Source organism: Devosia geojensis, assembly GCF_000969415.1.
GTDB classification, from domain to species: Bacteria; Pseudomonadota; Alphaproteobacteria; order Rhizobiales; family Devosiaceae; genus Devosia; species Devosia geojensis.
In genome coordinates this window covers 47,940-71,008 of record NZ_JZEX01000192.1, presented here as the reverse complement: position 1 = coordinate 71,008, position 23,069 = coordinate 47,940, and the positions used below count along the sequence as shown (strand labels likewise).

The window sequence follows — 23,069 nt, the reverse complement described above, 5'->3', positions numbered from 1 at the left end:
GATGGCGATTGGTCCTAGCGCTCGCTACATTCATCATCCTGCCGCAATAGGCGCGGCTTAATCTCTCCCGGCTGCTCGCCGATCGGGAGGGGATCATGGATGAGGCTCGCCGGAACGTCGTCGATCGCGAACGGGATTTCCACAACGAGCGCTTCGCTCAGGAGGAAGACCCGAGGCGACACCTCGACAAATGGTACTGGGCGATCCGCCACGGCGCCATGCAGCAGGACGCGCAGGTCAAGGAACTCGCCGCGGGCGCGGACGTGCTGGAATATGGTTGCTCGACGGGGGGATGGAGCCTCGATGCGCTGCAACTGCCGGCCGTCTGCCGGTCGCTCGTCGGCATCGACATCTCGGATATCGCCGTGGAGCGCGCCAACAAGCGGGCCCGGCAGCTCGGCGCCGCCAACACGGCGCGGTTCCTCGCCATGAACGCCGAGGAGATGGCGTTTCCCGACGAAAGCTTCGACCTCGTCTACGGGCGCGGCATCATCCACCACCTCGATCTCGACCGCTGCTTTGCCGAGGTGTCGCGGGTGCTGAGGCCAGGCGGCGTCGCCTCGTTCTTCGAGCCGATGGGGCACAATCCCGTCCTCAACGCCTATCGGCGGCGCACGCCCGATATCCGCACCCCCGACGAGCACCCGCTGCTGGTCAGCGATTTCGCCCTGGCGCGGCGTTATTTCGCCGATGTCGGCGTGCGCTATTTCGGCCTCTTCTCGGTCGCCAGCGCCATGGTGCCGGCCGGGGCGCGCGCATTCGCCTATTCGGCGGGCCGCGGCGTCGACGCGCTCGTCCTGACGCTGCCCTACGTCAACCGCTTCGCCTGGTACGCGCTGATCACCCTGGTGAAGCGATAGCTTATTTCCAGGTGAAGACCCGGGTGACCGCGTAGTTGAACACCGAGCTCATCAGCGCGCCGGCGAGGCCGCTGACGAAGGTTTCGTGGCGCAGGTCGTAGACCATGGTGGCGACCGAGATGTTGGCGATACCGCCGAGCGAACAGATGACATAGAAACCAAGGAGTCCCAGCCACAGCCGCGAGCCATGCAGGCGCCTGTCGGCATAAGTGAGGACATTGTTGAGGAAGAAGTTGGAGGTCATGGCGACGAGGGTCGCGGTGACCTGGGCGGGAACGAACGGCAGGCCGAGCGGCCCCGTCGCCAGGGCGAGCATCGCCATATGGACGAAGATGCCGCTGGCGCCCACCATGGCGAACAGCAGGAAGCTCGTCGGCAGGACGCCGCGGGTCAGCTGCGAGAGCCAGAGCCCCAGATACTGGACGACGATCAGCGGGCTCATCTTGCTTTCGCCGGCGTGGCGCGGGCGGAAGTCGTAGGGCACCTCGGCGATGGCGAGATGGCGGCCCTGCCGGCGCGAGGTGGCGATGAGGTCGAGCAGGATCTTGAAGCCGTCCTTGTTGAGGCGCGACGCCACGGCATCGAAAGTCGTGCGCGGCATCAGGAAATAGCCGCTCATCGGATCGGAAACCGCCTCGCCGACGACGAGGCCGGCAAGGCGCGTCGCAAGCGCGCTGCCGCGCTGGCGGGCGCGCGAGAGGCCGCCCGCCGCCGAACCATGCCCGGCAAAGCGCGAACCGACGACGAGGTCGGCGCCGGCCTTTGCCTCCTCCAGCATCTGCGGAAGGATGCGCTCGTCGTGCTGCAGGTCGGCGTCGATGACGGCGAGGTAAGGCGCGGCCGTCGAGGCCATGCCTTCGACGCACGCCGAGGAAAGGCCCCGTCGCCCGTAGCGGCGGATGCAGCGGATGTTGGGATAGACCTGCGCCAGCTCGCGGGTGAGGCCGGCGGTGCCGTCGGGGCTGTCGTCGTCGACGACGACCATCTCGAAGGGGATGCCGTCGAGCGCGAGGGCCAGGCGCTCGTAGAGCAGCTCGATGTTGTCGCGCTCATTGAAGCTCGGCACGATCACCGCCAGGTGCGGCGCGGCATAACCGCTCTCCTGACCGGCCGTAGGAGTTCCCGGGTGGCTACCAGCGATGTCCGACATCCGTTCCTCGGCTGCCTTCAACCGGCGGATGCCGGCCGTCCGATTTAACATCCGCCGATAACGCCGGTTTCCTGCATTCGTTGCATGGCTGCCATGCGCCATTCTCATCGCGCGTCCCGGCTTGCCTGCGCCCCGGCGGCGCGGCATGCTGGCGCGTTCGCGATCCTCCTGCCGGCGACAAATGCAGTGAACCTGCCGACCGACCCACTCGTGCGAGACCGCGCCCTTGCCGTTCCGGCAGCGTCAGTCTTCGTCATGCTGGTGCCGCTGGCGTTTCTCGTCGCGGGGCTGGCGCTGCGGTTCCTTGCCTTCCGGGCGGCGCTGCCCGGCGTCCCGGCCGCCGACTTCGCGCAGGCGCTCTGCCGGTGGGACTGCGAGTGGTACGTGCGCATCGCCGAGGAGGGCTACGATCCCTTCCCGGTGCCGGCGCGCGTCGCCGGCGGCAACTGGGCGTTCTTTCCCCTCTTTCCGGGGCTCGTGGGTCTTGCGCGGCTGATCCTGCCGTTCCCGACCATGGTGACGGCGACGCTGGTCTCCCTTGCCGTCTCCTACGCGGCGGCCGTCGCGGCCTGGCCGCTGCTGGCCGGCAACCGGCGTGCCTACGCGCTCTATGCCGCGTTCCTGCTGGCCGGGCCGTTCTCGGTCTATTTCACCACCTTCATGACGGAGGCGATGTTCGTTCTCCTGACCATCGGCGTGTTCCTGGCGCTCCGGCAATCCAACTATCTGCTCGCCGGCGTGCTGGCGGCGCTGCTCTCGGCGACGCGGATCGTCGGCGTCTTCATCGTCTTTGCCATCGTCATCGCCATGTTCCTCGAGCACCGCCGGCGGGGCGGGACGGTCGCCGGCTTCATCCCGGAACTGCTGAAGCGCCCGTTCTGGCTCCTGGCCATCGTCGTCTCGCCGCTCGGCGCCTTCGTCTATATGGCCTATCTCGACTGGCAGCTGGGCGATGCGCTCGCCTTCCAGCACGTGCAGCGGGCCTGGGGGCGGGTGGTCGGCAACCCGGCCGTCTATCTCTGGCACTCGCTGACGAGCTTTCCCGGGGCCGGATTCCTGCCGTCGACGCCCCAGCAGCAAGGCCTTGCCGCCGTCTTCGGGCTCGTCATGACCGGCGTCCTCGCCTGGAAGCGGCGATTGCCGGAGGCGGTCTTTAGCCTTTTCTGCATCGTCATTCCCCTCAGCGCCGGCACGATCTCGTTCGTGCGCTTCATGGCCGGGCTGGCGCCCGTGTGCCTGATGGCCGTCGAGCTTCTCGCCGCCCGCTCCTGGCTCTTCGCGCTGGCGCTGCTGGTGCTGCTCGCCGGCGGCTATTTCGGCACCTTCGGGTGGCTTACGGGGTATCTCTCTCTTGTCTGAGGCGAAGCGATTTTCGAGGGAGGATTTATGGGCCTATGCGGCCGTCGCGCTGGTCGTCGCCATCGAGCTCGTCGTCCTCTGGCGGGCGCTCAATCCGGGTGCCGGGGGCGAGTATCGCGCCTACTACATCGACAAGACCACCACCTGCCTTCCCCAGCCGATGACCGGCGAGTATAAAATCGGCCGCATCGTCTCCTTCCGCCCGGACGGCGTCGAGGCGGCGCTCGAGCTCAAGCCCTGCGGCTGGGAAGGGCCGGCCGGCGACGGAACCCATTCGGTCGGCGAGACCTCGCGCCTGCGCTTTGCCGTCGACCCCGATGCGCCACCGCTCGACCTCGTGCTTGAGCTCGTTGCGGTCGACCTGCCGGGACCGGCGCTGCAGCGGGTGCGGGTTTCGGCCAATGGCGAGGGATTGGGGGAGATCTCGGTGCCGCGCGATCCCGCGCGCCGCGTCAGCCTGCCGATCCCCGCCGCGGCGCTGGCCGGCCGCACGGTCGTCGACATCGCCCTCGACTTTCCCGATGCCGTGCGCGCCTATCCCGGCGCGCCGGATACCCGCAAGCGCGCCATCAAGCTGCTGGCGGCGGGACTGGTGCCGGCGGAACGCTGAAAAGCAAAAAGGGCCTTGCGGCCCTTTTGTCATCGAGGCTTTGCCCAGCCTTGATATTTGGAGCGGGCGATGGGATTCGAACCCACGACCCTAACCTTGGCAAGGCAGAAATTGCACCGTCGTTCCAATAGGTTGGAATACGCGCTCTTGCACGGCTATGCCCGTCAGTACGAGTTTCGTGGGATCAAGAAAATGCGCGCTTAGCTTCCTCTAGGGAACCAGAATGAAGCCGAGAGCAGAGGCGGGTAATTCCTGGACAGGAACCAGGAAGCGTCCAAATGCTTGGCTTCTGGGGTAAAGTAGCGGTGATGATACGGGAATGACCGCCTCGCGCACCATTCCAAACATTCAGACCACCTGAGGCACGACCCCCAAAGCTGCCGTTCGGGCCTGACCGTCCTAACCTTTCTACGCCGCACTCGTTCAGGGATTGACTAGCCTATGGAGGACACTCACAAATTCCCCAGCCCCTCCGAGAATCCTCACTGCGCGTGGCAACTCGCTGGTTACACCTACTCGACGTGTGGCACTGAGGAATAGGGGTGCCCAAGCCTGGAGGGAGGCTTGGGCTCGGGGCGACAAGGGAGGTATGTCACCCGGAGATCGGATTCGGACTGGTGCCCTTGCTGCCTCCTTTTCGCCGTTGATCGAAAGCTCGTGGAAGGCGGCGCGGCGTTGCCTCTGGATGTCTGGATCCTGAGCCGGGCTGGCTGCCATCAGCATTCGCGTGTAGAGGTGTTGCGGGGCATCGAAGACCTGCGCTGTCGGTCCGGCTTCGACGACTTTTCCATCCTTCATGACGATCACGCGATCGGCGAAGTCGCGCACCAAGCCGAGGTCATGGGTGATAAACAGAAGCGCCACACCGGTCCGTGCCCGCAGAGCTCGCAACAGGTCTACGATCTGCCGCTGCACAGACATGTCCAGCGCAGAGACCGCCTCGTCGCACACGATCAACTCCGATCGCAGCGCCAATGCCCTGGCGATGGCGATACGCTGGCGCTGTCCGCCCGAGAACTCGGTGGGATAGCGGTCGAGGTCGGAGGGAGGCAGCTCCACCTGCTTGAGCAGATCGACTGCGCGTACCCGCCATTCGGACTTCGGGAAATCGCTGCCCTGGATCACCCACGGCTCCGACAGAATATCGAAGATCGACAGCCGCGGATTGAGTGAGCCGAACGGGTCCTGGAAGACCGCCTGCACCGCTTTCCGATATTCGTTGAGTTGACGAGCCTTGAGCTTGGTGATGTCCTGGCCGTGGAAGCGGATGCTCCCCTCGGCGATCCTCCGTAGGCGCAGGGCAGCACCCGCGAGGGTGGATTTGCCTGAACCACTTTCTCCGACGACGCAGACGATCTCGCCCTTGCGCACCTGCAAATTCACCAGGTCGACGGCCCGCAACCGACCATAGTCGACGCAGAGCCCCTCCACGTCCAGAATGACCTCGGATACGACGGACGGCAAAGCGCCCCCGTTCCGGTCGTGATGTGCGTTTCGACTGCCTCCTCATAAGCTGCCATCTGAGGAGCACTACAATCGAGCATACCCGAACCGGTCTTGTGACATTCTCCCTCGCTTGACTAACACGACTTCAAATTGCGGCTGGAGACAGATGCGGCATCACGAAATCGATGAAGCTTTGCAGGTCGTGCGGCATCACGGGAGCCATAACGTTGAAGCCGTCAGCAGCTTCGGCTTCGAACCACTCCCGCATCGTTGCGGCGACGTCTGATCCGGTGCCGACAGCAAGCAAGTGGCCGCGCCCACTAGCGAGGCGCATGAGGAGTTGACGCAGGGTCAGCTGTTCGCGCCGAGCGATGTTGACAAGTACCGCAACCCGGCCCTGGCTCGACTGATTGGGCGCCCCCGTTCCCACATGGGCGGGCAGTGGGGCGTCGAGGTCAGCGCCGGAGAGATCGGCTCCCAGAAACTCGGAAAGCTTGGCCAGCACATGCTCGATGACGATGAAGCTGCTCATCTGCGCCAGGCGGGCCTCCGCGTCCTCGCGTGTCGCAGCGACGATCGGCACGATGCCTGGATAGATGTGGAGACTGTCTGGAGACCGGCCCAGACGCACGGCACGCGCCTTCATGTCCGCATAGAATTCCTGCGCTTCAGGCAGGCTCGACTGCACGGTGAACACCAGATCGGCGTAGCGGGCCGCGAAATCTCTGCCTGCTTGTGAGGAACCGGCTTGCGCAAGAAGCGGTCGGCCTTTGGGCGAGCGCGGGACGTTGAGCGGACCGCGGGTGCGCACATACGGGCCATGGTGATTGACTGCCCTGATCTTGCCCGGATCGAGATAGCGGCCGGCTTCCTTGTCCACGATTCGGGCGTCGGCATCCCAGGAATCCCAAAGCGCCAACGCCGCCTCGACCACATCTGCAGCTCTGACATAGCGCTGGTCATGTTCGGGCATGGCATCCAGCCCGAAGTTCTGTGCCTCGAGCGCGTTGGACGAGGTGACGACGTTCCATCCCGCTCTCCCCCTGCTGATGTGGTCGAGCGAGGCGAAGCGCCGTGCCAGATGAAAGGGATGATCGAAGCTGGTGGAGGCTGTGCCGATCAGTCCGATCCGCTTGGTAGCGGCAGCCAGCGCAGACAGGATCACCAGCGGATCCATGGCATCGGACAGATGCCTGTCCGCACTTTGCTGCAGCGCCAGAACGTCCCCGAGAAAGAGAGCATCAAAGCCGCCGGCCTCCGCCCGTTGCGCAATGTCGATCCAGTAATCGATGTCGGTCGACGCCAGCGGATCGCTCTCGGGCATGCGCCAGCCGGCCTCGTGACTGCCGAGTCCGAAGATCACCGCATTAAGCCCCATGCGGCGGTAGGTCATGGCGCGGTGCCGAGGTAGTCGTTGGAGTAGTAGGTCGTGAAGTTCGGCTTTGCTTCAACTGCCACGCCGTTGCCGTCCTTGAGCAGGCCAGCCTCGAAAAGGAAGCTGCCCATCGCCTCCATCTTGCCTGGATCGATCGTGCCGATGGTGCCGTCCTCGGCCTGCAGATAATGACCATCGATGAGCGCCTGGAGTGAGGCGCGCACGAAATCGCGGTCGAGCAGGGAATCGGCATTGGCGGAGACCAGGATGTCCGTGGCCTCGTCCGGATGCGCCACCGCGTACGCATAGCCGCGCCGGCTCGCGGAGATGAAGGCTCGAGCGGTTTCGGGATGCTCGGCGAGATAGGCGCCGGTGGTTCCGAGGAAATTGGTATGCTGGTCGGGCACGCCATAATCGGCATAGCGGAAGGCACGTTGGGCCGGACCGTCGCGCTCGGCCTTGATGCCTTCCCAGGTATAGACTTCGAGCGTGAAATCGACCGTGCCATTGGCAAGCGCCTCATAGGCCGAGGTCCCCAGGGTCACGGTTTCGAACTCACCCAGGCCGCCATCATGCCCGATGATGGTGCCGATCAGAGCCGTTTCCCAGCCGCTGCCGAACCCGGCATACATCTTTCCGTCCAGATCACGAGGCGTCCGGATATCGTCGCGATCGGCACTGAACACCAGCCGCCCCGTTTCGGTCTGAACCAGCGCATATGTAGCGACGAGATCGGCGCCGGCAGTGCGTTGCGTGAATAGGCCGACGGAGCCCAGGACCCCGAAATCGGCGACATCGTTGGCGACCAGCGTTGCCGCCGAGGTGTCCGTGTAGGGAAGGATCTCGACCTCGATCCCTGCCTCCTCGTAGAACCCCTTCGCCTCTGCGACGAAGAGGCCGATATGATTGGTGTTCGGCGTCCAGTCGAGCGCGACGCTCACCGGCGCGGGTTGCGCCAGAACGGGGGTGGAGATCAGGGCGGCGCACAGGATCAGAGCGGCACGAAAGTACGGCATGGTCGTTCCTCGAGAGTGAGCAGGGTTTGCAGAATGTCAGCTTCGATGGCGGAGAGCATCGGGTCTCCTGCCGGGGGGCGCGGATGTGACAGCGAAATGTCGTAGTGACGCAGAATGCGGGCAGGGCGCGGCGACAGCACATAAATGCGGTCGGAGAGAAGCACCGCTTCGCGCACGTCGTGCGTGATCAGCAGCACTGTCCAGTTGTGGTGCGTCCACATGCCGGAGAGCCAGCGCTGCATCCTTGCCCGGGTCAGCGCATCGAGGGCGCCAAACGGCTCGTCGAGCAGCAGCATGGACCTTTGCTGTACCACCGTGCGCAACAAAGCGACGCGCTGGCGCATGCCGCCCGACAGTTGGGACGGATAGTGCCGCTCGAAGCCGGCCAGCCCGAATTCGGCAATCAGGGGCTGCACCTTTTCACGGGCTGCCGCACGGGTCATGCCCTGCACTTCAAGGCCAAGCGTGGCATTGTCGATGATGCGGCGCCACGGCATCAGCGCATCGCGCTGCGGCATGAAGGCGAAGCGGTGACTGTTGCTTTCAAGCGGCGCGCCGTCGCAGAGGATCTCTCCGCGGTCGTGCCGGAGCGCACCGGTCAGCAGCTGCAGTATGGTGGACTTGCCGGCGCCAGAGGGGCCCAGGATGGAGACGAATTCGCCCCGGCTCACCGAGAGGCTGATATCGTCCAGCACCTCGAGTTCGCCGAAGCGCTTGGACACGGATTTGAGTTCGAGGCGCGCAAGGCTCATGGCTTGCGCTCCACCAGACGAGTCCAGGGCATGGTGACGCGTTGCAGCAGTATAGTTGCGCCGAAAAGGCAGAGGGTCAGCGTCGCGCTGACGAACACCGCAGCCAGAACCAGGTCGGGACGGAAATTGTTCTTGGCATTGAGGATGTAGATGCCAAGGCCCCGGACGGAGCCGGCATATTCGGCGAAGATCGCCCCAACAACGGCATAGGTGATCGAAATCCTGAGACCGGCGAAGAAGTAGGGCAGGGCTGATGGCAAGCGCGCTGCAACAAAGATCCGCCGCCGCGAGGCTCCCATGGAGGCAAGAAGCGCCTCGATATCATGATCGGCTGAATCATAACCCTGCACCAGTGCGACCAGCATGGGAAAGAACGTTACCAGCGCGACCAGAACGATCTTGGGCGTGAGGCCGAAGCCGAACCAGAGCACGACCAGCGGGGCGATCGCCACCAGTGGCAGGGTTTGGGTGATGATGAAGACGGGAAAGAGTGCTCGGCGCAACGGGCGGAAGAAGTCCAGGAGGAGCGAAAACAAAAAGGCGGCACCCAACGAGCAGGAAAAGCCTAGCAGCGTTGCCTGCAGCGTCGCCAGTGTATGGCTGGCCAAAGCGTGGCGTTGCTCGAACCCCTGAACGAGCACGCGCGACGGCGCCGCCAGCGCCGTAGGAGAAATGCCCGAAAGCTGCACATAGGCTTCCCATGCGAGGACAAGGGTCGTGACCGACAGGACTGCTGGCCAGGCATGGACGAGGAGGCGCGCAATGCCGCGCTGTGGGACTGATCGGATCGGCATGACCACGCTCCGGTGTTCAGCGAGGGCTGGGGCTGTTGGCCGATACGGTCAAATCGATGGTGACGTGCCCTTCGGGTGGTCCGAAGCGGCAGAACGCCTGTTCGAGCGTAGCGAAAAGCGTTCCGGTGTTGCCGCTGAGCTTGGTGGCGAAATGCTTCGATTTTTCGAAAGTGCCTGAGGCCTTCAAGAACTCGACGCAGCCATATATCTCATCCATGTGCCGGTGCTCGCCCATGACATAGAGCGAGAACTGCGCCACGGAGAACACATCCGTCTCGGGCGCTTCCTTGACCGCGGCAATGGCGAAAGCCTGCCGTTCCGCCAGGGGCGGCATCGATCCGGCGAAGTGCTTCGACTGGCAGATAGCATCATCCGGCTCGCCCGGACAGCCGCGCGAGATCGCGGCCGAGAGCACACAGTGGACGCCGGTGCGTGACGCGGTCGTAAACAGGTCGCGCAGAGCTGGAAACAGCACTTCGGGCGGTCCGACCAGCAGCGTGGAAATATCGTCGGTTTCGATGCGCAAACTTTCGCGATACGGATCAAGCGCTCCAAACGAGCTCATGATCACTCCGACGAAATCGCCGGTCATAGGATAAAGAGAAATCTGTGCGCCGGAAAACATGGACCGCCTCGCTCCGCTGGTATTACCCAGATCAGCTTTAGGGTCCGAAGGCTTGCCGCCCTCATCTCAGCCCCGACCGTACGGAGCACCCCTGTGGATTGCGCAGACCATAAACGACATCCAGGTCAGATCGCAAGGGAACTGAACAAGGTCGGCGCGAGTGAACGGTTCACCGTCGACAGAGGCGCCTGGTGCCGAATTCTGTCGACCTCGTCATGAAGCTGGAGAGCCAAGCCATCATCTGCATTGCGCCCCATTCCTGCCGTTCAAGCAGCCGTGGCCAACACCCGAAGCGGTCCACTCCTCTGGTCGCCGGCACGTCCGAAATGGGGTGGGAAGGAGACGATCCGGTTTGTGACGGATTTTCAGGAAAGCTGACACGGACGATGACCTTGGGTGTTGCAAATGTCATCAGTGGAATACCGAGTTTTGCGTCCGACTTTCGATCCGGCAATAACCAGCACGGTTAACGAGAGCCACTCTAGTCGGGGTAGAACGTCGACACTCTCGCACGCCGCTTCCGGTCGGTGTGGCTGCGATGCTGGGACGAGCCGACGCTCGACCCGCATGCCGTCGAAAAGCGCCAAAAGCGACCGTCGGGCGCGGATGAGCATTCCGATCGATCCGGATACCGCACGCTATCTCGGCCTTGAGCGTAGACCGGGCGGCTAGCCGGGGAGCTTGTAGCTCATCGCGCCCGGTTCGCGCTGATGCGCGACGGCTTGCCCATCGACGTAGAGGGTAAGGCCCTCTTCCGCACCGAACCGGACCGACACGCTATGCCCGCGTAGCCGCACGTTCTCGAGCGCGAAGTTGGAGAGGCCGACGTCGAGCGGGTCGACAGTGATCGCACCGTCATCGGCTACATCGAGCCCGGCCACATGGCGGATGACGAGGTCGATGAAATAGGAGTGGTTGTAGTCCGGCTCGTCGCTGATGGGCTCGCCGGAAAGGCTGTTGTAATGCTCGACGAGATAGGGCGTCTCTCCGTCGCGCTGGTGGAAGTGCATCAGGGCGTATTTCCAGAAGAAATGCGCAAAGAGAACGTCTTCCTCATGGTTATCGGCGCGACTGATCTTTCCGATGGCATCGATGACGACGCTGTTTGTGTAGGGCCAGGTCGGTCCGTCCCACATGCACCCGTTCCGCCCCTTGAAGAACTGGCCCTTCCAGCTCCCGCCGGACTGGAAGACAGGGCATTCCGGCGATACGGAGGGCAGGGGATGGGGCGTGTCGAAATGAGCCGGCCCGAGGGCGGCGAGCATGCCGGCCAGATGCTCCTTGCTGGTGATGCCCGCCCAATAGGGATAGAAGCCGACGATGTTGCGCACCATGGCCTTGGCGTCGGTCTGGTGGTGCAGGTCATAGAAGAACCCGGTCTCGCCGTCCCACTGCTTGGTGAGTACATCCCTGGCGATCGCTGCCGCTAGATCGTCGAACCTGCCCGCTTCCGGGTCGTCCGCCAGCCGGCAGAGGGCCGCGACGCCCCGTGCGTTGAGATACTGGTATATAGCCCGGTCGACGCGTTTGAGAGGCGTATAGGTCGCCGGATCGAACGGGTCGTCGGGATAGTCGTGGAAATACCAGTAGCTTGGCTGGTATTCCTTGCCGGTCAGCTGGTGGCGTTGCTGGATGGGCAGGTTGTCGCCGCCTGTCGCCAGGAACTCGGCCTCGCCCAGCACCTGCCGCTTGAGAACGGGCAGCGCGTCCTTGACTGGGCCGCTGAGGCCCTGCGCGAGTGCGTATTGGTAGGTCGCCCAGCCCATGAAATTGGCATAGGGGTGCAGGAGCTTGGTGAGGGTGCGGCTGTGGAACTGCCCGTCCTCGCCCTGCGCGTCCGCCAGGATCCCGAAGATATCGGTGCCGAGCCCCTCTTCGTGGTGCCAGCGGGCCTCGAGAAGATGCATGGGGCTCGACAAGGGAATGAGCTTGCTGAATTCCCAACCGACCGGATCCCAAGCGGTCTTGCTCATCTTGTGCGAGCGACCCTCGTAGAAGAACATGCCGTCGAGCGGCGCCAGCCCCGGCCGCGCCAGGGTGTGGCGCATCAGGAACCAGCGATAGGCATAGAGCTTGTCGAGGACCGGGCTGCTGCTCAAAAAGCGCGGCGTGGCATCGAACCAGCTCTGATAGGCGGCGGCCTGGTTGGCGAGGAGCTTTGCCGACGGTTCGGCAATGAGGGCATCGACCTTGCCCGAAAGCGCTGGCCAGCCGTCGCTCTCGGCCGCGCCCACGGCGGCGGCCACGACAAATTCCAGCGTTTCCCCGGGCGCCAGCGTCAGACCCGTCCAGAGCTCCGGCCGGCTGGCGCCGATCTCGACGCGCAGCGAAAAGCCGTGCGCCTCGATCAGCCGCTCGCCCCGCGCCCGCTCGCCCTCGCGCTTCACCCACTCCGCGTCGACAGAAAGGCGGAGGGCAACGGGGGTGGACCCGCCATTGTGCCAGCGCTGCAGCGAGACCGCTTCATCTTCCCAGGTGACGTATTTGCGCTCCTCGAGCTCCAGCGCGCCGATGCTGCTGCGCATACTGAGGTGGCTCGGCCGCCATTCGACCTCCGAAGGCAATGGCGGGACCGTCACGCCATGCTCGATGGAAAAAAGCAGCGGCATGTTGAGCTTGTGGATGAAGTCGATGGCGCCGCTGAAGCCAGGCCTGTCCTCGAGGAAATCCGCCCAGAGCCGCGCGCCGGTAGGGCCGAGCAGCAGCGTGCCTGGGCGCGTGCGCAGGCCCCGGCGCCCGGTCTTCAACAGGTCGTCTATGGCGATCATTCCGGCTGCTCGGCGTCGATCCGGTTGAGAACGGGTGCGAGCTTGTCCGTCTGCTCCTGCGTCAGCCGTACGAGCGGCGGGCGCACATTGGTCCAATTGGGAGCGCCGTAGCGGCGGGCGATCATCGCCTTGATCGTCGGAATCTGGGCAAAGCTGTTGCTGGCTTCGCGCAGCGCGACGATCCGCGCCTGCGCCGCCTCGACCACGCTCGCCTCTCCCGCATCGGCATGCTTGTCGAAGACGGTGCGCAGCTGCTTGGCCGCGAGGTTCGAGGTCGCAGTGATGCAGCCCCCGCCGCCTTCTTTCAAGAGCGGCAGGAGCAGCGGATCGGCGCCGGCAAGGATCGAGAGCTGCGGGAACGTCCTGGCCATGGCGACCATGTTGTCGAGCTGCCCGCCCGAATCCTTGATCCCTGCGATGGTGCGCGGGAATTTCTCGCTGAGCTTGCCGATGAACTCATGGCTCAAGGCAATCTGCGAGATCGGCGGGATATGGTAGAGGATGACCTTCAGCCGTTCGTCGGCTACCGTCTCGATCACCCGGCTGTAGGCGTCGAGCAGACCCTGGTCGCTCACCCCCTTGTAGTAGAAGGGCGGCAGCATGACCACGGTGGTGATGCCGAGCCCGAGCGCGTGGCGGGTGAGGGCAATGGTTTCGGGCAGGGCACAGAGTCCCGTTCCCGGCAGCAGCGCATCGGCCGGCACGCCACCGGCAATCACCGCCTCGAGCATCGCCATGCGTTCGGCGAGCGAAAACGAGTTGGCCTCGCCGGTCGAGCCGAGCATGGCGATGCCATGGCAGCCGTCGGCGAGCAGTTGCCGGCAATGGGCGACGAGCGCCGCGTGATCGGGCTCGAGATTAGCATCGAGCGGCGTTGCGGCGGCGCTGAAAACTCCGCGGACAGGGGACATGTCGAACCTCGGGCGCTTCGAAAAGGGATGTGAACTGGATCAGGCGGGTGACGCCGCCAGCCGGCGGGCATAGTCGATTGCCGCCAGCATGTTGACATGCTTAGCCCGACCCGTGCCGGCCAGGTCGAATGCCGTGCCATGGTCGACCGAGGTGCGGTCGATGGGCAGGCCAAGCGAAACGTTGACGGCGGTGTCGAAGGCGACGAGCTTGATGGGAATGTGACCCTGATCGTGGTATTGCGCAACCACCAGATCGAAGTGGCCGGAATAGGCGCGGTAGTAGAGCGTATCGGCCGAAACCGGCCCGACGACGTCAATGCCTTCGGCCCGCGCCATCTCGACGGCGGGCGCGACCTGCAGGTCGTCCTCGCGCCCGAACAGACCGTTCTCCCCGCAATGCGGGTTGATGCCGGCCACCGCGATGCGCGGATTGGCGCGGCCAACGCGCTGCATATGCACATGCCCCATCCGCACCGTCTCGAGGATGCGCTCGGGCGTCGCCCGGCCGATAGCGTCGCGCAGCGACACATGGGTCGACACGTGTATGACATTGAGCCGCTCGGAGGCGAGCAACATGAAGGAGGAGCGCGATCCGGTGAGATGCGCCAGCATGCCGGTATGGCCATCGAAATGGTGGCCGGCAAGATTGAGCGCCTCCTTGTTGATCGGCGCCGTGACAATGCCGGCGGTGGTGCCTGCCTGGGTGAGTTCCACCGCCCGCGCGATATAGCGGTAGCTCGCCTCCCCGCCCATGGGATCGAGCTTGCCGAAGGCGATCGGCATTCCGGGAATGGCGATGTGCTCGAGGCGGAGGACTCCGGCCGCGGGCGACGCGTCGGGCGCGCCGAGCTTCAGGGAAACGCCGGTGGCTGCGATGGCGTGTTCGAGGGTCTCGGCTGAGCCGACGACGAGCAGTTGCTCGCGCACGTGCTCGGGCAGCTCGGCCGCGGCCTTGACGATGACTTCGGCTCCGACGCCCGCCGGGTCGCCCATGGTGATCGCGATCGGTTTCCTAGCTGCACCAGCCATGTCACATCTCCTCTGGGCGTAACCTTCAGGCGCCCTTGACCCAGCTTGGATCGAAGCGGACGAACTTGATGGCCTTGCGGAAATAGGTGAAGGCCACGTTGATCCGCCCCTCGGCATCGCCGGCGACGGTGGGGTAGGAGAGCTCGCGAGCGCGCCGGTCCTGCTTGTCGGCATTGAGCTCGGGCGGATTGTCCGGCGCAACCTCTATATCGCGGATGACTGGCCAGGTGCGGCCCTCGTCATGGGAAAGCGCGATGGAGAGCGGCGTGCGCGGCACCCCCCAGATCGGCCCTCCATTCGCCTGCGCCCGCACCGCGGCCGAGGCCGCGACATTGTTGAAGACGAGGGCAAAGGTGCCGTCGGCAAGCGCCCGGCACTGGATGGAGGCGTTGTTGTTGGGCAGGTCGGTTGGCTCAGGCTTCGTCCAGGTCCGGCCCTTGTCGCTCGAGGTCGAAGCGAGGATGCTGTCCGCATGGCGGCTGCGGAAGAGTCCCAGCAGCGTGCCGCCGCGCCGTTCGACGATGTTCATGTGCACCGCGCCAAGGCTCTCGGGCACCGGATGTTCCGACCAGGTCCTGCCCGCGTCGGTCGAAATCTTGACGGCGCTGACATCGTTCTGGCCGTGCCAGCTCTCTCCGGGGACGGGCAGGCAGTGGAAGATCGGCAGGATCCACTCCCCGCTCGAGAGCACGACCATCGGCTGGCGGATGAACGTGCCGGGCTCGTCGAACAGCGTCTCGATCGCCCCCCAGGTGAGACCGCCGTCCCGCGAGATCCGGCGGCGCACGATGGCGGTATCCTGATTGCCGAATTCCTGGGCGGTATAGAGGAGCCAAAGCTCCCCGGCCGGCGTCTCGAACAGCACCGGGTTCTGCTCGGATCGCTCGGGATCGTCCGAAACCTTGATCTCGTGCGTCCATTGACGCGAGCCGGCAGGAAGGCGGGTGAAGTAGATCGAAACGTCCGGCTTGCCCTCCTCGGTGCCGGCGAACCACGTGCAGGCAAGGCCGCCGTTGCGCAGGGCAAGGAGGAATGCGGCATGCGCCTGGGCGACATGTGTTGGCAGGAACGCTTCCTCGCGGGAAGGATCGGTGCTCGCCGGCCGGATGGTCCCATCGGCGTTGATGGTGGTCTGAAGCATCGAACTCTCCCTGCGATAGACTTGTAAAGTCATTATCAGTCAGTCCATGCGCTGTAAACTCATTATTTTCTCATGCGTAATCAAAGAGTTGACGTGAACAGGCGGAGGTGCCGCAGAGTCGTTAGAGATACATGTTGACATGCTGCTGCGGTGTGACATGATCCGCGTCCGTAATCGCCGGGGCGGAAGCCGGGAAGGCGTATGGTCAAAGCGGGAGGAACCCAATGGTCGATCGTTCGACTGAAAGCGGCGGCATTTCGCGCCGTGATGTGCTGCGTGGTGGCGCTGGCGTCTTGGTCAGCATGACGGCCTTCGGCCTCTTGTCCGGGAAGGCTGCGGCGCAGGAAACGACGTTCAAGATCATTCACCCGTCATTCGACATGAACTGGTCGCCCATGCGCGGTGGCGGCGCCGCGCTGCGCTGGCATTCGCTCTGGTGGGCCTCGCCCATGTATTTCGACGAATGGGGCGAGGTTCAGCCTTATGTCTTCACCAGCTGGACGCCGAGCGACGACTGGACCGTCTGGATCTTCAAGATCGATCCCAACGCGGTCTTTTCGGACGGATCGCCGATCACGCCGGCCGATGTAAAGGGGTCTTGGGAAGTCGGCGCCATGCCGCTGACGGCCAGCCAGCGCGTTCCGCTCGTGCTCGCCGGCGTCGTCGGGTACGACGAGATCGCGGCAGGCACGGCAACGGAACTGCCCGGCGTCGTCATCGTCGACGGCCAGACGATAGAGGTGACGCTCAAGGAGCCGGATCCGATCTTCCACATGCGTATCGCCAACCACCTGGTGCCGATCGTCAAGATTTCGCAGGCCCGCGCCGAGGACGGCAACCAGGCTCCCGACTGGTATACGCCCGAAATGGGCGTCGTCAGCTCCGGCCCGTTCAAGCTTGTCGAGATGAACCTCGACGATGGGTTCGTCGCCTGGGAGCCGAACGAGAATTTCTTCGGCTCCAAGCCTAAGCTCACCCGGATCGAGCTGCGGGTGATCGAGGATTCGGTGACGGCGACGGCGCTCTTGAAGGAAGGCGAGTACCATGCCCATACCGCGCTGGTGACGCCCACCATCGTCGAGGACCTTGGCCCCGAATTCAGCATGGGCACCGAGATCCCCAACGGGCAGCACTTCTATTTCAACGCCAAGACCCCGCCCTTCGACGACATCAACGTGCGCAAGGCTCTGGTCCTCGCCGTCGACCGAGCAGAGATGATGCGCGCCTCGTTCCCCAACGGCCCGCACAAGCAGGCCGAGCAGATCCTGGTGGGCGTCGACGGCGTCGATCCCGACTGGGAACCCTATCCTTACGATCCGGAAGAGGCGCGCCGGCTGCTCGCCGAATCCACCTATGGCTCGCCCGACCGCCTGCCGCGCATCATCTTTGCCGGCGTAATCGCCCCGGCCGAGCAGGCTGCGGCCCAGTTCGTCGTCGAGCAGTGGCGCCAGAACCTCGGCATCACCGCCGTTGAACTCAAGCCCACCCTCGACAACTTCGCGCCGGCAGACGTGCACGTCATCCGCGACGATGCGGGCTCGCGCGTGCCGGACGCCACCGAGTTCCTGCGCACGATTATCCATTCGACCTCACGTGTCGCCAGGGAGAAGATGAACGGCTACAGCAATCCCGAAGTCGATCGTCTGCTCGACGAGGCTGCGCCGCTGCCGATCGACGATCCGCGCCGCAACGAGCTGGCCCAGCAGGCCCAGCGGGTGTTCCGGGAGGACTATCAGCTCATCCCCTGGTACATCGAGGCGATGTCGCGCTGGGCCCTGCCCAACATCATGGGCATGGAAAAGAACCTCGACTGGCAGGTGGTCGCTCCCTGGAACATCGAGATCACCTGAGGTCTCCACACACGCTGGATTGGCGGGGCCGCGCGCAAGGCGCGGCCTCCAGAGGCGAGGTCGGCCATGCTTACATATGCCCTCAAGCGGCTGCTTCTTTGGATACCATCTGTGGTGCTGGTGCTGCTGGCGGTCTATGCGCTGGCCTTCTATGGCGCCGGGGATCCGATCAAGCTGATTTTCCTGCGCGAGCCGGGCGGGGTCGCGTTCGATCCGGTCCGCATCGAAGCGATCCGCGAGGCGGCGGGCCTCAACCGGCCCTTCATCGTCCAGTTCGGCAATTACATCTGGAACGTGCTGCACGGCGATTTCGGCAACTCGCTGACGTCCGGCCGCTCGGTCGGCCGCACCATCGCCGCGGCGGCGCCGGTGTCGATCCAGCTCGGCCTGCTGGCGATTGTCCTCACCGCCATCGTCGCCATTCCATTAGGCGTCATCGCCGCCTTGCGGCAGAATACCGCGCTCGACTACGCCATTTTGGGCTCGGCGCTCTTTCTCTGGGCCATTCCCGCCTATGTGGCGGGCCCCATCCTCATGGTGCTGCTGATCATCATCCTGCCCGGCGGCAGCGTGCCCTATGGCTGGGGCGGACTGTTCGACATCCGGGTGATCCTGCCGCTTCTCGTCCTCTCCTTCCACCCTATCGCCCTGATCGTGCGCCAGACGCGCTCGGCGGTGATCGAGGTCTTGAGCGAGGACTTCGTGCGCACCGCCAAGGCCAAGGGCCTGCCGGCCCGCAAGATCGTCACCCGGCACATCCTGCGCCCGATCCTGACGCCGGTGCTCACCCAGCTCGGCCTCATCATGATCACGCTGGTCAACGGCGCCGTCTTCGTCGAGCTCGTCTTCGGGCTGCCCGGCCTCGGGCGCCTCGCCATCCAGGCGCTGCTTAATTCCGACTATCCCATCATCCTTGCCGTCACGCTCATCGCCTCGGTGCTGGTGATGATCTCCAACCTGCTGATCGATCTCGCCTACCCGCTGCTCGATCCGCGCGCCGCCGAGAGGAGGTAAGACCATGGCCACCGCTATCGAGCCGACGGGCGCTTCCCGCCCGGCCGAACAGGCTGGCCTCTGGTCCGATGCCTGGGCGCGGCTGCGCGCCAACCGCATCGCCATGGTCGGGCTCGCCTTCATCGCCCTCCTGATCCTTATTGCCATCTTCGGACCGTGGCTCACGCCCTATGACTTCCTCACCCAGAATCTCGACGCCCGGAACCTGCCGCCCTCGATGAGCCATTGGCTCGGCACCGACGAGCTCGGCCGCGATGTGGCGAGCCGGGTGATCTACGGCACGCGCACCGCTTTCCTCGTCGCCATCGTCGTCACCGCCATTTCGGTGGTGATCGGCTCGACGCTGGGCGCCATCGCCGGCTATTTCGGCGGGCGGGCCGATGCCGTCATCATGTGGTTCACCGACGTCTTCATGTCGGTGCCGAACCTCCTGCTCGTCATCGTCATCAATACGTCGCTGAAGCCCCCGCTCGGGCGCTGGATGGATGCGATGTATCTGTGGAGCGGCAACACGCTCTTCCGCAATACCGTCCTCGTCGACTTCATCATGGTGTTCGGCACCATCTCGCTGGTGATGTGGCCGCCCTATGCGCGTACCGTGCGTGCGCAGATCTTGAGCGTGCGCAGCCAACCCTATGTGCTGGCCGCCCGGTCTCTCGGCCTGCCGAGCCGCCAGATCATCCTGCGCTATCTCATCCCCAATTCCATCGGGCCGCTGGTCGTGGCGGTGAGCGCCGGCCTCGGCGGCGCCATGGTACTCGAGAGCGCTTTCAGCTTCCTCGGGGTCGGCGTGCAGCCGCCAACGCCAAGCTGGGGGCTGATGATCTCGGATGGCCTGCGCACCTGGCAGCAATATCCCCACCTCCTCGCCGCCCCGGCCATTGCGCTTGCCATTGCGTCCGTCGCCTTCAGCTTCATCGGCGATGGCCTCAACGACGCTCTCAACCCAAAGGGTGCCAAATAATGTCTTCGGCCCTTACGGCTTCGGCTTCCGCAACCCCCGAGGAGTCCGCCAATCCCCTGCTGCGCCCTGTCTCCTTCGTGCAGCCGGCACGGATCGAATACGGCTCGGGCAAGGCGCGCGCATTGGGCGATCTCATCGCCGGCTGGTCGGATCGGCGCGTGCTGGTGGTGGCCGATGCCTTCAACGCCGGGCGGACCGACCTGCTCGGCCTGCCGGCGCAGACTCATGTCTTTTCGAGGGTCAAGCCCGAGCCGGACCTGCCCAATCTCGATGAGCTCCTCGATGAAGCACGAGCCTTCGCGCCCGATCTCGTCATCGGCTTCGGCGGCGGCAGCGCCATGGACCTCGCCAAGCTCGCCGCGGTCCTCGCCACCAGCTCCAAGGGGCTGCGGGACATTGTCGGGGTCGGCAAGGCCGACCCGCGCTCGATCGGCCTCATCGCTATACCGACAACGGCGGGCACCGGTAGCGAAGTGGGCGCGCGGGCCCTCGTGACCGATCCCTCAAGCCAGAGCAAGATGGCGGTCGAGAGCCGCCACATGGTCGCCGACCTCGCCGTCGTCGATCCGGACCTCACCGTCTCCCTGCCGCCCGCGGTGACCGCCGCGACCGGCGTCGATGCGCTTGCCCATTGCGCCGAGGCCTTCACCAGCCGCCGCGCTCATCCCTTGATCGACATCTACGCGCAAAAAGGCATCGCCCTTGTCGGGCAATATCTCGCCCGGGCCGTCGCCGACGGCTCCGACGTCGAGGCGCGCGCGGGTCTTGCCATGGCGGCGCTCTATGGCGGCTTCTGCTTGGGGCCGGTCAACACAACGGCGGGCCACGCGCTTTCCTACCCGCTCGGCACCCGCTACGGCGTGCCGCATGGCCTTGCCAATGCGGTGATCTTCCCGCACACCCTCGCCTTCAACGCGTCCGCGCAGACCGCCAAGACCGCGACGGTCGCCGAGCTCATGGGCTTTGACGGCACAAAGCTTTTCGACAGCGCCCATCGGTATTGCCTCGATCTCGGCATCGAAATGCGCATGTCGAAGCTCGGGGTACCGGCCGACGACCTGCCCTCCATGGCCGAGGAGGCGCATGGCATCCGCCGGCTCCTGGATTTCAATCCGCGCGAGATAGCGAGCGAGGACATCCTCGCCATCTACCGGGCCGCCTACTAGGCACAAACAACCTTAGTGTTGTTCCGGCTTTAGTTGATCGACGGCGTCATCGTCTCCCTCCCTTCGAGGGGAGGGAGGCACCGGCTCACCCTCGTCAAAGTCTGAGCCGCTCCAGGCGGCCACCCCTACCTAGAGCGACAGGTCCAGCACGCGGTCCTCGAAGAGGCGGTTGCGCGAGCCTTCGAGGTGCTGGCGCATGCGCTGGCGGGCGACTTCCGCATCGCCGTCGCGGATCGCTTCGTAGATCTCGCGGTGCTCGCCGAGGACCTTCTCGAGCCCCCTGCCGGGGCCCATCAGGGCAAGGCCATGCAGCTTCATGCCGACGGCGATATGGCTGCGCAACGCCTGCATGGCGGAGCTGTAATAGTGGTTGTTGGAAGCATCGGCGATGGCGAGGTGGAAGGCGAAATCCGCGTCTTCGCGATGGCGCTGCTGGTCGGTGGCGGTGCTCAAAAGGTCGACGACCTGCGCTATGGCGCGGATTGCCGCTTCGTTTCGGCGCAGCGCCGCGTAATAGGCGGCCTCCGGCTCGATGGTGAGGCGGAACTCGTAGCAGCGCTGGATGTCGGCAATGGTCTCGACCGGCGGAAAGCCCAATGAACGCTGCTCGGTGCGCATGCGCACGAAGCTGCCCGAGCCCTGGCGCGAATAGATGAGCCCTTCCTTGCGCAGCCGCTCCAGCGCTTCCCGCACGATCGGGCGGGAGACGTCGAACTGCTCAGAGAGCTCCTTCTCGCTTGGCAGCTTGTTATCGGGAGGATACTCGCCGGTGGAAATCCGGGTCAGCAGCAATTGGTAGACGCGGTCGGCAAAAAGCGTCCGGTGCCGCGGCTCTTCATCGAAGCTGCCGGCTCTCGGCTTAGACTCCGTCATGCGTGTTCTCCCCGAATGCTGGTATCGGCAGGGTGCATGTTCTGTCGCGCAATTTCGGCGAGCCGGACAATGTCGTCCGGTGTGCCGAAGCCGCCCGATTTCGTCAATATAGCGAGGCGGTGTTCCCCAATCCGAGCCTCGGTGAGGGGAATGCCGGCAAGAGCTTCCCCGAGGACCTCGAGGCAATCGACGCCGAGATTGCCCAGCACCGTCTGCCCCGTCTCGCCGCCGGAAACGAGCGCCGTCGCAAATCCGCCCTGTCGCAAGAGCGATGCCACCTCGCCGCCGAAACGCACCATCGCCTGTGCTCGGTCGGTCCGCTGCGGTGCGATCGTTGCTTGCACGATCACGACCGGGGGTAAGGACGTGGGCATGCTGATCGCGCCGTCATCGGAGGTGAGGTGAAGCACGTCCCGCTGCGCGGCGGCGCGGCTCACCTGCTCGACGGTGATGGGATCGTGGGAACCGACTGCGACCAGCAATGGTCCGTTGATCGGCTTCGCGGTCATCGCAGCTTGCGGAGAAAGCACCGCCGCAAGGCCGGCGGCAAGCCCGCTCGCACCGACCAGTAGCACGTCGCGCCAGTCGGCCCGGGCGATCCGCTCGAGATCGGCCTCATCGGCGCTGTCGGGCGCCGCGTAGGCCAGCCGGTTGCCGAGCACGCCGGCCATGCCGAGCGGCTCGGCAAGGCCCCTGCCGGTCACGTAGCCGGCCTCGACCCGTCGCCCCTGACTCGGCACGGCCGGGGCGAGGATGGCGCGCCGGCGCCCGAATTCGGCAAGGCACGCCTCGACCTCGATCGCCACATGCCCCTTGAGCCGAGAGTCGATCTTCTTGAAGGCGATTGCCGGGGAGGCTTCGGCGATGCGCCTTGCCACCGCGCCGACGATGCGGCGGGCTGCCTCCGGATCGGTCTCGCGCGTGGCGGTGTTGACGCAAACGATATCGCCACCGCGGGCCAGCGCCGCCTCGAGCCCGTCGGGGCGAGTGGCCACATAGCAGCGCAGCCCCCGTGCCGCCAGCGGCGTACAGACATCCAGCGCCCCTGTCAGATCGTCCGCCACTATGGCCACGCGCACCACGTCCGGGTCTCCACTCATAAAGCCGACGAGCAGCTCGGCTTGCTTGTAAACGTCTCTGTGAACCTGTCAACTTTCGTCGCAGAGGGCAAATCTAAATTTCTCCAGCATGACGCCTAAATTGCTGAAAATCATCTGTTTTCAGCATGAAAAGCACAGCTCAAACATGTCAGTGATAACTTGACAAATGATGTCAGGCGCCGCTAGATGCCGCGAACCGTCGTGCACCGGCACGGCAGCCTGACATGACCCGACGGCGCCGGCAAAGACCGGGACGCGCGTTTCGG

General features: G+C 64.8%; 20 protein-coding genes and 1 riboswitch. Of the genes, 7 read left to right on the top strand and 13 right to left on the bottom strand.

Going from position 1 to position 23,069, the window contains the following annotated elements; genetic code table 11:
* The first annotated feature begins 95 nt into the window (after window positions 1-95).
* Complete coding sequence (locus tag VE25_RS20805) at window positions 96-860, top strand: class I SAM-dependent methyltransferase (RefSeq protein ID WP_046110585.1); 765 nt, start codon at window positions 96-98, stop codon at window positions 858-860.
* A gap of 1 nt (window position 861) precedes the next feature.
* Here the strand turns inward: VE25_RS20805 and VE25_RS20800 are convergent, their stop codons facing one another.
* On the bottom strand, window positions 862-2,010 hold the full coding sequence (locus VE25_RS20800) for a glycosyltransferase (RefSeq protein ID WP_083989096.1): 1,149 nt from the start codon (window positions 2,008-2,010) through the stop codon (window positions 862-864).
* A gap of 186 nt (window positions 2,011-2,196) precedes the next feature.
* On the opposite strand from VE25_RS20800, the gene VE25_RS20795 reads away from it, so the two are divergent.
* Together VE25_RS20795 and VE25_RS20790 are read left to right on the top strand one after the other, a co-directional pair.
* Window positions 2,197-3,369, top strand: coding sequence for a hypothetical protein (locus VE25_RS20795; RefSeq protein ID WP_244466996.1), 1,173 nt, complete (start codon window positions 2,197-2,199; stop codon window positions 3,367-3,369).
* Window positions 3,362-3,979: a hypothetical protein gene (locus VE25_RS20790; protein WP_046110584.1), complete on the top strand. Its 618-nt coding sequence runs from the start codon at window positions 3,362-3,364 to the stop codon at window positions 3,977-3,979. Before VE25_RS20795 ends, VE25_RS20790 begins: the two co-directional genes overlap by 8 nt.
* A gap of 423 nt (window positions 3,980-4,402) precedes the next feature.
* Here the strand turns inward: VE25_RS20790 and VE25_RS20785 are convergent, their stop codons facing one another.
* The 10 genes from VE25_RS20785 to VE25_RS20740 form a co-directional block, all read right to left on the bottom strand.
* Window positions 4,403-5,443 carry an ATP-binding cassette domain-containing protein gene (locus tag VE25_RS20785; protein ID WP_052732130.1) on the bottom strand — a complete coding sequence of 347 codons (1,041 nt, stop codon included), beginning with the start codon at window positions 5,441-5,443 and terminating at the stop codon, window positions 4,403-4,405.
* 127 nt (window positions 5,444-5,570) lie between these two features.
* Complete coding sequence (locus VE25_RS20780; RefSeq protein WP_052732129.1) at window positions 5,571-6,818, bottom strand: LLM class flavin-dependent oxidoreductase; 1,248 nt, start codon at window positions 6,816-6,818, stop codon at window positions 5,571-5,573.
* Complete coding sequence (locus VE25_RS20775) at window positions 6,815-7,816, bottom strand: ABC transporter substrate-binding protein (protein WP_046110583.1); 1,002 nt, start codon at window positions 7,814-7,816, stop codon at window positions 6,815-6,817. The genes VE25_RS20780 and VE25_RS20775 overlap by 4 nt, the downstream gene beginning before the upstream one ends.
* The gene (locus VE25_RS20770; RefSeq protein WP_046110582.1) at window positions 7,792-8,568 is read right to left on the bottom strand and encodes an ABC transporter ATP-binding protein; all 777 of its coding nucleotides are present in this window, start codon (window positions 8,566-8,568) and stop codon (window positions 7,792-7,794) included. The genes VE25_RS20775 and VE25_RS20770 overlap by 25 nt, the downstream gene beginning before the upstream one ends.
* Complete coding sequence (locus tag VE25_RS20765; protein ID WP_046110581.1) at window positions 8,565-9,362, bottom strand: ABC transporter permease; 798 nt, start codon at window positions 9,360-9,362, stop codon at window positions 8,565-8,567. Before VE25_RS20765 ends, VE25_RS20770 begins: the two co-directional genes overlap by 4 nt.
* Window positions 9,363-9,378: 16 nt before the next feature.
* On the bottom strand, window positions 9,379-9,987 hold the full coding sequence (locus VE25_RS20760; RefSeq protein ID WP_046110580.1) for a YkoF family thiamine/hydroxymethylpyrimidine-binding protein: 609 nt from the start codon (window positions 9,985-9,987) through the stop codon (window positions 9,379-9,381).
* Window positions 9,978-10,090: riboswitch (TPP riboswitch) on the bottom strand. (Overlaps the previous gene by 10 nt.)
* Window positions 10,091-10,655: 565 nt before the next feature.
* Window positions 10,656-12,755: an MGH1-like glycoside hydrolase domain-containing protein gene (locus VE25_RS20755; protein ID WP_052732128.1), complete on the bottom strand. Its 2,100-nt coding sequence runs from the start codon at window positions 12,753-12,755 to the stop codon at window positions 10,656-10,658.
* On the bottom strand, window positions 12,752-13,666 hold the full coding sequence (locus VE25_RS20750; protein ID WP_046110579.1) for a dihydrodipicolinate synthase family protein: 915 nt from the start codon (window positions 13,664-13,666) through the stop codon (window positions 12,752-12,754). Before VE25_RS20750 ends, VE25_RS20755 begins: the two co-directional genes overlap by 4 nt.
* 39 nt (window positions 13,667-13,705) lie before the next feature.
* Window positions 13,706-14,695 carry a 4-hydroxythreonine-4-phosphate dehydrogenase PdxA gene (gene pdxA, locus VE25_RS20745; RefSeq protein ID WP_046110578.1) on the bottom strand — a complete coding sequence of 330 codons (990 nt, stop codon included), beginning with the start codon at window positions 14,693-14,695 and terminating at the stop codon, window positions 13,706-13,708.
* A gap of 25 nt (window positions 14,696-14,720) precedes the next feature.
* Window positions 14,721-15,836: a sialidase family protein gene (locus VE25_RS20740; RefSeq protein WP_046110577.1), complete on the bottom strand. Its 1,116-nt coding sequence runs from the start codon at window positions 15,834-15,836 to the stop codon at window positions 14,721-14,723.
* A gap of 224 nt (window positions 15,837-16,060) precedes the next feature.
* On the opposite strand from VE25_RS20740, the gene VE25_RS20735 reads away from it, so the two are divergent.
* The 4 genes from VE25_RS20735 to VE25_RS20720 all read left to right on the top strand — a co-directional run bounded on the left by VE25_RS20735 (window position 16,061) and on the right by VE25_RS20720 (window position 20,830).
* A complete protein-coding gene (locus VE25_RS20735; protein WP_046110576.1) occupies window positions 16,061-17,686 on the top strand; it encodes an ABC transporter substrate-binding protein in 1,626 nt (541 codons plus the stop codon).
* 66 nt (window positions 17,687-17,752) lie between these two features.
* Window positions 17,753-18,700, top strand: a complete 948-nt coding sequence (locus VE25_RS20730) for an ABC transporter permease (protein ID WP_046110575.1) — start codon at window positions 17,753-17,755, stop codon at window positions 18,698-18,700.
* Window positions 18,701-18,704: 4 nt separating this feature from the next.
* The gene (locus tag VE25_RS20725; RefSeq protein WP_046110574.1) at window positions 18,705-19,664 is read left to right on the top strand and encodes an ABC transporter permease; all 960 of its coding nucleotides are present in this window, start codon (window positions 18,705-18,707) and stop codon (window positions 19,662-19,664) included.
* Complete coding sequence (locus VE25_RS20720) at window positions 19,664-20,830, top strand: iron-containing alcohol dehydrogenase (RefSeq protein WP_083989095.1); 1,167 nt, start codon at window positions 19,664-19,666, stop codon at window positions 20,828-20,830. Before VE25_RS20725 ends, VE25_RS20720 begins: the two co-directional genes overlap by 1 nt.
* A 129-nt stretch (window positions 20,831-20,959) precedes the next feature.
* Here the strand turns inward: VE25_RS20720 and VE25_RS20715 are convergent, their stop codons facing one another.
* Window positions 20,960-21,703 (bottom strand): FadR/GntR family transcriptional regulator, encoded by a 744-nt coding sequence (locus VE25_RS20715; RefSeq protein WP_083989094.1) that lies wholly within the window; start codon window positions 21,701-21,703, stop codon window positions 20,960-20,962.
* Window positions 21,700-22,782 carry a four-carbon acid sugar kinase family protein gene (locus VE25_RS20710; RefSeq protein WP_160300011.1) on the bottom strand — a complete coding sequence of 361 codons (1,083 nt, stop codon included), beginning with the start codon at window positions 22,780-22,782 and terminating at the stop codon, window positions 21,700-21,702. Before VE25_RS20710 ends, VE25_RS20715 begins: the two co-directional genes overlap by 4 nt.
* Between the last annotated feature and the right edge of the window lie 287 nt (window positions 22,783-23,069).

Bases quoted from the DNA above. Each gene is read 5' to 3' on its own strand.
- VE25_RS20735 (WP_046110576.1), top strand. From the start codon at position 16,061: ATGGTCGATCGTTCGACTGAAAGCGGCGGCATTTCGCGCCGTGATGTG.
- VE25_RS20755 (WP_052732128.1), bottom strand. From the start codon at position 12,755: ATGATCGCCATAGACGACCTGTTGAAGACCGGGCGCCGGGGCCTGCGC.
- VE25_RS20770 (WP_046110582.1), bottom strand. From the start codon at position 8,568: ATGAGCCTTGCGCGCCTCGAACTCAAATCCGTGTCCAAGCGCTTCGGC.
- VE25_RS20715 (WP_083989094.1), bottom strand. From the start codon at position 21,703: ATGACGGAGTCTAAGCCGAGAGCCGGCAGCTTCGATGAAGAGCCGCGG.
- VE25_RS20780 (WP_052732129.1), bottom strand. From the start codon at position 6,818: ATGACCTACCGCCGCATGGGGCTTAATGCGGTGATCTTCGGACTCGGC.
- VE25_RS20775 (WP_046110583.1), bottom strand. From the start codon at position 7,816: ATGCCGTACTTTCGTGCCGCTCTGATCCTGTGCGCCGCCCTGATCTCC.
- VE25_RS20805 (WP_046110585.1), top strand. From the start codon at position 96: ATGGATGAGGCTCGCCGGAACGTCGTCGATCGCGAACGGGATTTCCAC.
- VE25_RS20760 (WP_046110580.1), bottom strand. From the start codon at position 9,987: ATGTTTTCCGGCGCACAGATTTCTCTTTATCCTATGACCGGCGATTTC.
- VE25_RS20750 (WP_046110579.1), bottom strand. From the start codon at position 13,666: ATGTCCCCTGTCCGCGGAGTTTTCAGCGCCGCCGCAACGCCGCTCGAT.
- VE25_RS20720 (WP_083989095.1), top strand. From the start codon at position 19,664: ATGTCTTCGGCCCTTACGGCTTCGGCTTCCGCAACCCCCGAGGAGTCC.
- VE25_RS20725 (WP_046110574.1), top strand. From the start codon at position 18,705: ATGGCCACCGCTATCGAGCCGACGGGCGCTTCCCGCCCGGCCGAACAG.
- VE25_RS20740 (WP_046110577.1), bottom strand. From the start codon at position 15,836: ATGCTTCAGACCACCATCAACGCCGATGGGACCATCCGGCCGGCGAGC.
- VE25_RS20800 (WP_083989096.1), bottom strand. From the start codon at position 2,010: ATGTCGGACATCGCTGGTAGCCACCCGGGAACTCCTACGGCCGGTCAG.
- VE25_RS20765 (WP_046110581.1), bottom strand. From the start codon at position 9,362: ATGCCGATCCGATCAGTCCCACAGCGCGGCATTGCGCGCCTCCTCGTC.
- pdxA (WP_046110578.1), bottom strand. From the start codon at position 14,695: ATGGCTGGTGCAGCTAGGAAACCGATCGCGATCACCATGGGCGACCCG.
- VE25_RS20730 (WP_046110575.1), top strand. From the start codon at position 17,753: ATGCTTACATATGCCCTCAAGCGGCTGCTTCTTTGGATACCATCTGTG.